The following is a 2,850-nucleotide window of genomic DNA, read 5'->3' on the forward strand; positions in this document are numbered from 1 at the left end:
CGCGGCGTGGCAGGAGGAGGACCAGCTTTCCAGCGCTGAAAGGCAACGTATTCTGGTTGAACTGGGCAAACAGTGAAGCGCGATCGTTTTTTCCTTGATACCAATAATTTCTTCTCCGCCACGCCCGCCGGAAAGGCAAGTCACCTGCTGACTGGTGACCGCAAGCACTTCGGAGCTTACTTCAACCAGCCTGAACTGACTGCCGGTGTGATTGTTCAAACCGTTGCTGACTATCTTGATGCTCTTTGATGGTCAGGCCTGAGAGGCGTCGTCCAATCGCTGAATGACCACCCTGTCACAGCCGATGCGTTTCGCTGGCGTCATCATCATCTCAGGGAACGGCATCTCTACTCGTCACAAACGTGACGCTCCGATGTTTCATGTTCGGGATTGGCAAAGGGCATCTGTTGGACCGTGCCTGTATCAGACTGTCGACGGGGATAACATCAATGCGATCTGCGGCGTTGTTATTTCTGGACCACTCGATTTGACTCATCTCTCTGCGACGGGAATCGTTGGCAAAGCCCGATTTGTAGTCCCATTGTTCAACTCGTACACCCCGTTATCCACCTCGCCCGCATGGCTGATCCAGTATGGCAGCTCCGTTGCATGACTTTGTTCTGCCACAGGTGGTCGTGTCCTTTTGTGGTTGGCCTTTTGGGGGCGTTTGAGGATTGGACGGTTTTATAAAGAGGATTTTTTAAGTTGACAGAAGGGCTTTAGGGTTATTTGATGAGAAGTAACCCGCTTTTTATGCAAAGTGCCTTACCTTTTAGCGCATATTTGGCGGTTTTCTGTCCGCGCGCATCTCTTCGGTTTCCTTTATTTCTGTTCACTTTTGACCTGCCTGAGGCAAAAGGAGGGTACTGTGGCTGTCGGTAAATCTTTTCTTGTCATCCTTGCTGTTTTTTTCATCCTTTCGACTTCTGGTTGTGGTGGGAAGAGTGGGTCGGCGGTTTCTTCGAGTTCTGCCGGGAAAAATTCTGTAGCCGTTGCCGTGCAGCCTTTGGCCATTACAGGGACTTGCCCTAATGGAGGGATCCAGGTTGATACCGGTATCGACACCAACGGCAATGGTGTGCTTGATGTTGTCGAGGTGACGGCGACCCAATACGTCTGCAATGGTAATGACGGTAGTAGTGGGATGAATTCTTTGGTGGCTATCAGTGCCGAAACGGCAGGTTCTAATTGTGCCGACGGTGGCAATAAAATTGAAGCCGGGGTGGACAGTAACGGTAATGGTGTGCTCGATGCCAGTGAGGTGTCAACAACCAATTACATCTGCAATGGTGCCAGTGGTGCAAATGGTGGGAACGGCCTCAACAGCCTAGTATCCGTTGTGCCTGAATCTGCCGGTTTGTTTTGTGCCAATGGTGGCAACAAGGTCAATTATGGGCTGGACAGCAATGGCAACGGGGTGTTGGACGCAGGAGAAGTCTCCTCCAGTTATTACGTTTGCGATGGTGCTCCTGGGGGGGCTGGTACCGGGGTGGCCTGGCAGGATGTGACCGCTGGTTCTGTACAGGCGGTGTCCAATACTGGCTATATGGCCAATAATCCGACGTCGCAAGTTGTCATCACCCTACCCGTTGCACCCACCTATGGGGATTTGGTTGAAGTCACAGGCGTCGGTGCGGGAGGTTGGAAAATCGCCCAGAATCCAGGTCAGTCGATTATCACCGAGAATGTTGTCAACTACCTCGACACATGGGTTAGGCGCAACTCTGTTGGAAATTTGACCTCTTTTGCGGTGTCTTTTGACGGCAGTGAACTGGTGGCGGCTGGTTCTGGCAGTCAGCTCGGTATTTCGACCGATTATGGTTTGACATGGACTGCGCGCGAGTCAGCTCGGGCTTGGCGTGCGGTTGCCTCTTCCGCAGATGGCAGCAAGCTGGTGGCCGTGGTCTACGGAGGGCAGATTTACATCTCGACCGATTCGGGTGTTACTTGGACGGCACACGAATCAGCGAGAAACTGGAACGCAGTTGCTTCGTCTGCCGATGGTGTCCATCTTGTGGCCACGGTCAATGGCGGACAGATTTATACTTCGGCAGATTCTGGCATCACCTGGACGGCACGCGAATCCGCAAGAAAATGGGTTGCTGTTTCGTCTTCGGCTGATGGTAGCAAGTTGATTGCCGCTGAGAGTGATTATTCTACATTGGCTACCGGTCAGCTTTACGTCTCGACTGATTTCGGCTCCACCTGGAATACGGGAGGAAGCCCTCTTCAGATTTGGTCAGCAGTTGCTTCTTCTGCTAGCGGCGATCAATTGGTCGCTTTGGGGCTTAACAGTCAGGTTCTCATTTCAACCGATCTGGGCACCAACTGGACGGCGCACGAGCTGTCCAGAACCTGGGTGGCATTGGCTTCATCAGCCGATGGTCGGGTCCTTGCAGCTGTTGCCGTTGGATCCGGTGGCAATCAGATTTATATCTCTACCGATTTCGGGATAACCTGGACAGCTCATGGCAGTCTGGGGTCCTGGAATTCTTTGGCCCTATCTGGAGATGGGAGCAAAATCTATGTGGGCGAGCCGCTGGGATCGATCTATGCCTCTTTGAACAGCACCCTTCCTGGGCCTTCCGGATCGATTCGTGGCGATCAGTATGACGCCGTTGATTTGCAGTACATCGGTAACGATACGTTTGTGGTGCGAGGTTTTGCCGGCGATCTGGTGGTGCAGTGATGAAAATTGGGGACATGTTATCTGGAAACGATACAGATGACATGTCCCTTGGTATCAATTTGGCATCTGCTCTTCGCTCATGCCCTGCTGCGCCCATGCCGTCAGCGGCAGGGCGAGAATGAGAATCAGTGTCCAGATGTTCATGGTCGCCTCCCCCGTAA

At 52.7% G+C, this 2,850-nt stretch carries 1 protein-coding gene; it reads left to right on the forward strand.

What is annotated here, in order from left to right; translation table 11 throughout:
* Nucleotides 1–868 precede the first annotated feature (868 nt).
* Nucleotides 869–2,689: a hypothetical protein gene (locus tag D6694_03445; protein RMH46579.1), complete on the forward strand. Its 1,821-nt coding sequence runs from the start codon at nt 869–871 to the stop codon at nt 2,687–2,689.
* The last annotated feature ends 161 nt before the right edge of the window (nt 2,690–2,850 follow it).

The organism is Gammaproteobacteria bacterium, assembly GCA_003696665.1.
In the GTDB taxonomy this organism is placed as follows: Bacteria; Pseudomonadota; Gammaproteobacteria; order Enterobacterales.